This window comes from Roseitalea sp. (genome assembly GCF_984466335.1).
Genome location: NZ_CFIFWG010000179.1, coordinates 1 through 5,616, shown reverse-complemented (window position 1 = coordinate 5,616; position 5,616 = coordinate 1). Strand labels below are relative to the sequence as shown.

Genomic DNA, 5,616 nt, shown 5'->3' with positions numbered 1-5,616 from the left:
GAGAGCGCCGTCGTGGCCGGCTTCGTCGAGGGCCTGGGCGAGGGCATCTGCATCACCGACGGCGCCGATGCGATCGTGTATGCCAACCAAGCCTACCGGACCCTGGTCGGTGCCGACAGCGATATCGAGGCGCAGGCGCCCGAGGCGGTGCTTTCGCGCCGCGATGACGCGGCCAACGCGCTCTACCGGCTCGCCAACAGCGCCGCGCGGGGGCTCGATGCCGAAGAGGAGTTCCGGCTCCTGAGCGGGCTTGGCGGGCACGGCGATCAGCCCCGCTGGTATCGTGCGAGCGTTCACCTGATGCGGCCGGGCCGCGGCGGCAAGCCGTACAAGGCGTGGCGAATCGCCGATATCTCCGGCGAGCGCCAGCAGCAGGAAACGGCGTTTCTCGAACTTCAGAAGGCCATCGACCATCTGGACCGCGCTCCGGCGGGCTTCTTTGCGAGCGATCCGAACGGCAAGGTGCAATATGTCAACGCCACGCTCGCCGAATGGCTGGGAATCGACCTGACCAGCTTCGTGCCCGGGCAGGTGACGCTGCCCGACCTCGTCGTGGGCAGCGGGATGCAACTGCTTGCGGGCATCAAGGCCGAGCCCGGCACCGTGCGCAGCGCCGTCATCGATCTGGACCTTGCCAAGACGAACGGCGAGAGCCTTGCCGTGCAACTGGTCCACCGGGTGCAGACGGCATCGGACGGCGAGCCGGGCCCGATGCGCACGATCGTGCTCAACCGGTCGCAGGACGCCGACAGCACCCGTGACCTGCGCAGCGCCGAGGTGCGTTTCAACCGCTTCTTCAATTCGACGCCGATGGCGATCGCCGCGCTCGACGCCCAGGGGCGCATCCTGCGCACCAATGCCTCCTTCGCCGGCCTTTTCGGCGACGTTGCCGATCACGATGCGCTGGCGCGGCACGTCAAGTTCGACACCGTCATCCATGCGCGCGATCTGGAGCGCTTCCAAAAGGCCTTCGAGGCGGCCAGGGCCAACCGCGCCAACATCGAGCCGTTCGACACGGTGCTGCCGGGCGAGGCGGCCGAGCGGCATGTGCGCGTCTATGTGAATGCGGTCTCCAATCCGACCGGCGAGCCGGGCGGGGGCGAGGGGGCCGAGGAGGCCGCCATCGTCCATGTGATGGACACGACCGAGCAGAAGGCGCTCGAAGCGCAGATGGCGCAGAGCCAGAAGATGCAGGCGGTCGGCCAGCTCGCCGGCGGCATCGCCCACGACTTCAACAATGTGCTGACCGCGATCATCATGGCCTCCGACCTTCTTCTGGCCAATCACCGTCCGTCCGATCCGTCCTTCCCGGACATCATGAACATCAAGCAGAACGCCAATCGCGCCGCTTCGCTGGTGCGTCAGCTTCTGGCGTTCTCGCGGCGCCAGACGTTGCGGCCCGAAATTCTGTCGCTGACCGACGTTCTGGCCGACCTGCGCATGCTGCTGAGCCGCCTGATCGGCAACGAGATCAAGCTGACCATGGAGCACGGCCGCGACCTGTGGCCGGTCAGGGCGGATCTGGGCCAGTTCGAGCAGGTGATCGTCAATCTGGTGGTCAATGCGCGCGATGCGATGCCCGGCGGCGGCGAGTTGTCGATCTCCACGCGCAACCTGACCGCCGACGAGGTGGCAGGCATGGACACGCCGGGCATCGAGGCGGGCGACTATGTCGCCATCGCCGTCGGCGACACCGGCGTCGGCATTGCCGACGATGTCATCGAGAAGATCTTCGAGCCGTTCTTCACCACCAAGGAGGTGGGCAAGGGGACGGGGCTGGGGCTTTCGATGGTCTACGGGATCATCAAACAGACCGGCGGCGGCATCTACGCGTCCTCGACCGCCGGCGAGGGAACCGTCTTCACGATCCTGCTGCCGCGCCACGAGGCCCAGCCGGCGGCCGAGGCCGACGCGGCGCCGGCGCGCAAGACGAACGGCGAAGCCGCCAGGCGCGATCTGTCGGGCTCGGCGACGGTCCTTCTGGTCGAGGACGAGGATGCGGTTCGCATGGGCGGCGTGCGCGCGCTCACCTCGCGCGGCTACACCGTTCTTGAGGCCGGCGATGGTATCGAGGCGCTCGGCGTGCTTGAGGAGGCCGGCGGCGCGGTCGATCTGGTGGTGTCGGACGTCGTGATGCCGGAGATGGACGGGCCGAGCCTTCTGCGCCAGGTGCGCAAGGATCACCCGGACATCAAGTTCATATTCGTTTCGGGCTATGCCGAGGATGCGTTCGCCAGGAACCTGCCCGATGGGGCCCAGTTCGGCTTCCTGGCCAAACCGTTCTCGCTCAAGCAGTTGGCGACCAAGGTCAAGGAGACGCTGGAGGCCAGTGCCTGACCGCCCCTGTGGCGCGAAACGAAACGATCAGCGGCGGGGACCGCAGATGCGGATCGGTTCGGCTTGCATCTGCATGGCCCTGTGTCCGATCGCGTTGATCGTGATGGCCCGCCGCGCGAGCGCCTTGGCGTCTGCGGCCAGGCCGGCGCCCTTGAGCAGTTTTGCCTGCTTGATCATCATCCGGGCCAGATCAAGCGCTTTATTGGATCGGGCGGTCATGGCTTTTCTCCCTTGGTTCGCCGGTGTCTTTCATTGCGCCATATGGGACCCTTCGCGCCCTGGCGACAGGTCGCCGCTCGTAAACGCACCGTTCAATTCTCGCGCCCATTGCGGTCGTTCCTCCGAAGCGCTCTTGTGTCCTCAAGACGATCCTACGCGCCAGATGCCGTACCGGATCAGCGCGTGCGGGCCTTGCCCGGCGCCGCGTCTCGGGCTTCGATGCGTCCCGATCACGATTTGTGACGAATCGGCAACACCTGGCGGCAAAGATATCGGCCGAGCAACGCCCGCATGGGCGGCGCCGCTTTTCCGTCATAAACCGCGCGCACGCCCAGGCTGCGCGCCGGCCGGCCCGACCTTGCGTCAAAAGGGGCGGCCGAGCGACAAGGATCGGACCCCATGGACAAGCCCGTCTTCGACAAATCCACCCTGCCCAGCCGCCATACGACCGTGGGTCCGGCGCGGGCGCCGCACCGGTCCTATCTTTACGCGATGGGTTTATCGGCCGAGGAGATCGCCCAGCCGCTGGTGGGCGTTGCGTCCTGCTGGAACGAGGCGGCCCCCTGCAACATCGCGCTGATGCGCCAGGCGCAGGTGGTCAAGAAGGGCGTCGCCGCCGCCAACGGCACGCCGCGCGAATTCTGCACGATCACGGTCACCGACGGCATCGCCATGGGCCATCAGGGCATGAAGGCCTCGCTCGTCAGCCGGGACGTGATCACCGATTCCGTCGAGTTGACCATGCGCGGCCATTGCTATGACGCGCTGATCGGGCTCGCCGGCTGCGACAAGTCGCTGCCGGGCATGATGATGGCCATGGTGCGGCTCAACGTGCCCTCGATCTTCATCTATGGCGGCTCGATCCTGCCCGGCACGTTCAAGGGCCGGCAGGTGACCGTCCAGGACGTGTTCGAGGCCGTCGGCATGCACTCGGTCGGCAAGATGAGCGACGGCGATCTGGCCGAGCTCGAACAGGTCGCCTGTCCCTCGGCGGGCTCGTGCGGCGCGCAGTTCACCGCCAACACGATGGCGACCGTCGCCGAGGCCATCGGCCTTGCGCTGCCCTATTCGTGCGGCGCGCCGGCCCCTTACGAAATCCGCGACCGGTTCGGCTTCGCCGCCGGCGAGAAGGTGATGGAACTGATCGCCCGCCAGGTCCGCCCGCGCGAGATCGTCACGCGCAAGGCGCTGGAGAACGCGGCGGCGGTCGTCGCCGCCTCGGGCGGTTCGACCAACGCTGCGCTTCACCTGCCCGCGATCGCCCATGAGGCGGGCATCGCGTTCGATCTGTTCGACGTGGCCGAGATTTTCAGGAAGACGCCCTATGTCGCCGATTTGAAGCCCGGCGGCAAATATGTCGCAAAGGACCTGTTCGAGGCCGGCGGCATCCCGCTTCTGATGAAGACGCTGCTCGACGGCGGGCGCCTGCACGGCGACTGCATGACCGTGACCGGCCGCACTTTGGCCGAAAACATGGAGCACGTCGCTTGGAACGAAGGGCAGGATGTCGTCTATCCGGTCTCAACGCCGATCACCGAGACGGGCGGCGTGGTCGGCCTGAAGGGTAATCTCGCTCCCGACGGGGCGATCGTGAAGGTCGCCGGCATGAAGAGCTTGAGATTCTCCGGTCCGGCGCGGTGCTTCGACAATGAGGAAGAGTGCTTCGAAGCCGTCAAGGACGGCAAATACGAGGCCGGCGAGGTGCTGGTCATCCGTTATGAGGGCCCAAGGGGCGGCCCCGGCATGCGCGAGATGCTGGCGACCACGGCGGCGATCTACGGCCAGGGCATGGGCGACAGCGTGGCGCTGATCACCGACGGGCGCTTTTCGGGGGCGACGCGCGGCTTCTGCATCGGCCATGTCGGCCCCGAGGCCGCCGTCGGCGGGCCGATCGGCCTTCTGCGCGATGGTGACGTGATCACCATCGACGCCGTCGAGGGAACGTTGGATGTGGCGCTGAGCGAAGAGGAATTCGCCGCGCGCCGCACACGTTGGCAGCCGCGCGAGACCGGCTACACGTCGGGCACGCTGTGGAAATATACCCAGACGGTGGGCGATGCGCGTTACGGCGCCGTCACCCATCCGGGCGGAGCGAAGGAAAAACAGTGTTACGCGGACATTTGATGTCGCATCGTGTGTTCAGGTGCCTGGCCGGCGGTCTCGCCGCCTTCGGATTGGCCGCGGCCGGCCTTGTCGCGGGACCGGTCGCCCATGCCTTCGACGAGCAGGGCGGGGTGGCCGCCGCGCCCGCCCAGAAAAGCATGCGCACCTTGTTTCAGTTCGGCTTTTCGGCCTATCGCAGCGGCAACAAGGGCGAAGCGTTCCGCGCCTATCGCGATGCCGCCGAACGGGGTCACGCCGGAGCCCGCTGGAAGCTGGCGCACATGTATGCGGCTGGCGACGGCGTCGCCGAGAACGACTATGAGGCGTTCAAGCTGTTCCGGGGCATCGTGCGCGAGGGCGCCGCGCCCGGCTCGCAGGAGTCCACGTTCGTCGCCAACGCGCTGGTCTCGCTTGCCGCCTACATAAAGCGCGGCATCCCGAACTCGCCGGTCGTTGCCGACCCGCGCCGCGCGCGCGAGCTCTACTGGCAGGCGGCGGCCAATTTCGGCGAACCCAATGCGCAGTTCGAGTTCGGCCGCATGCTGCTGCACGGGCAGGGCGGCGATGCCGACCCGCGTCAGGCGGCGCGCTGGTTCAATCTGGCCGCCCAGAAGGGCCATGTCGGCGCCCAGGCTCTGCTTGGCCAGATATTGTTCGAACACGGCCAGACCGTGCGCGGCCTGTCGATGATGACGGCCGCCCTGTACGATGCGGGACCGAAGGACCTGAACTGGATCCGGCAGATCCAGGAGGAAGCCTTCGCGGTGTCCTCGGAAGCGGACCGCCGCACGGCGATGGTCCTGGCCGAGGAGCAGGCGGGACGGTAGCGGGCGGCGTGCGCCCACGGCGTCGAACCGCTTGACCGTAGCTTGGCTGGTGTCCCGGATCTGAAGTTCGCTTCGTTAGGCAGCATGCTCCGTACGAACTTCAGATTCGATCAGGACACTAGAGCGCGTC

The 5,616-nt window shown here is 67.0% G+C and carries 4 protein-coding genes; 3 read left to right on the top strand and 1 reads right to left on the bottom strand.

Annotation, left to right across the window (positions count from 1 at the left end):
- Window positions 1-2,337: cell cycle histidine kinase CckA (gene cckA / locus AC5E6L_RS13555; protein WP_491773975.1), on the top strand; the 2,337-nt coding region annotated here is incomplete at its 5' end.
- A 27-nt stretch (window positions 2,338-2,364) separates the two neighbouring features.
- On the opposite strand, the gene AC5E6L_RS13550 is transcribed toward cckA, so the two are convergent.
- Window positions 2,365-2,556: a hypothetical protein gene (locus AC5E6L_RS13550; protein WP_491230206.1), complete on the bottom strand. Its 192-nt coding sequence runs from the start codon at window positions 2,554-2,556 to the stop codon at window positions 2,365-2,367.
- A gap of 399 nt (window positions 2,557-2,955) precedes the next feature.
- Here AC5E6L_RS13550 and ilvD point away from each other — a divergent pair, with 399 nt between their 5' ends.
- Together ilvD and AC5E6L_RS13540 are read left to right on the top strand one after the other, a co-directional pair.
- Window positions 2,956-4,680, top strand: coding sequence for a dihydroxy-acid dehydratase (ilvD, locus tag AC5E6L_RS13545; protein ID WP_491773973.1), 1,725 nt, complete (start codon window positions 2,956-2,958; stop codon window positions 4,678-4,680).
- Window positions 4,680-5,486 carry a tetratricopeptide repeat protein gene (locus AC5E6L_RS13540; RefSeq protein WP_491230971.1) on the top strand — a complete coding sequence of 269 codons (807 nt, stop codon included), beginning with the start codon at window positions 4,680-4,682 and terminating at the stop codon, window positions 5,484-5,486. Before ilvD ends, AC5E6L_RS13540 begins: the two co-directional genes overlap by 1 nt.
- Window positions 5,487-5,616: the final 130 nt, after the last annotated feature.

What these genes read in the sequence shown, in the direction of transcription:
- AC5E6L_RS13550 (WP_491230206.1), bottom strand. Translation starts at nt 2,556, where the DNA reads ATGACCGCCCGATCCAATAAAGCGCTTGATCTGGCCCGGATGATGATC.
- ilvD (WP_491773973.1), top strand. Translation starts at nt 2,956, where the DNA reads ATGGACAAGCCCGTCTTCGACAAATCCACCCTGCCCAGCCGCCATACG.
- AC5E6L_RS13540 (WP_491230971.1), top strand. Translation starts at nt 4,680, where the DNA reads ATGTCGCATCGTGTGTTCAGGTGCCTGGCCGGCGGTCTCGCCGCCTTC.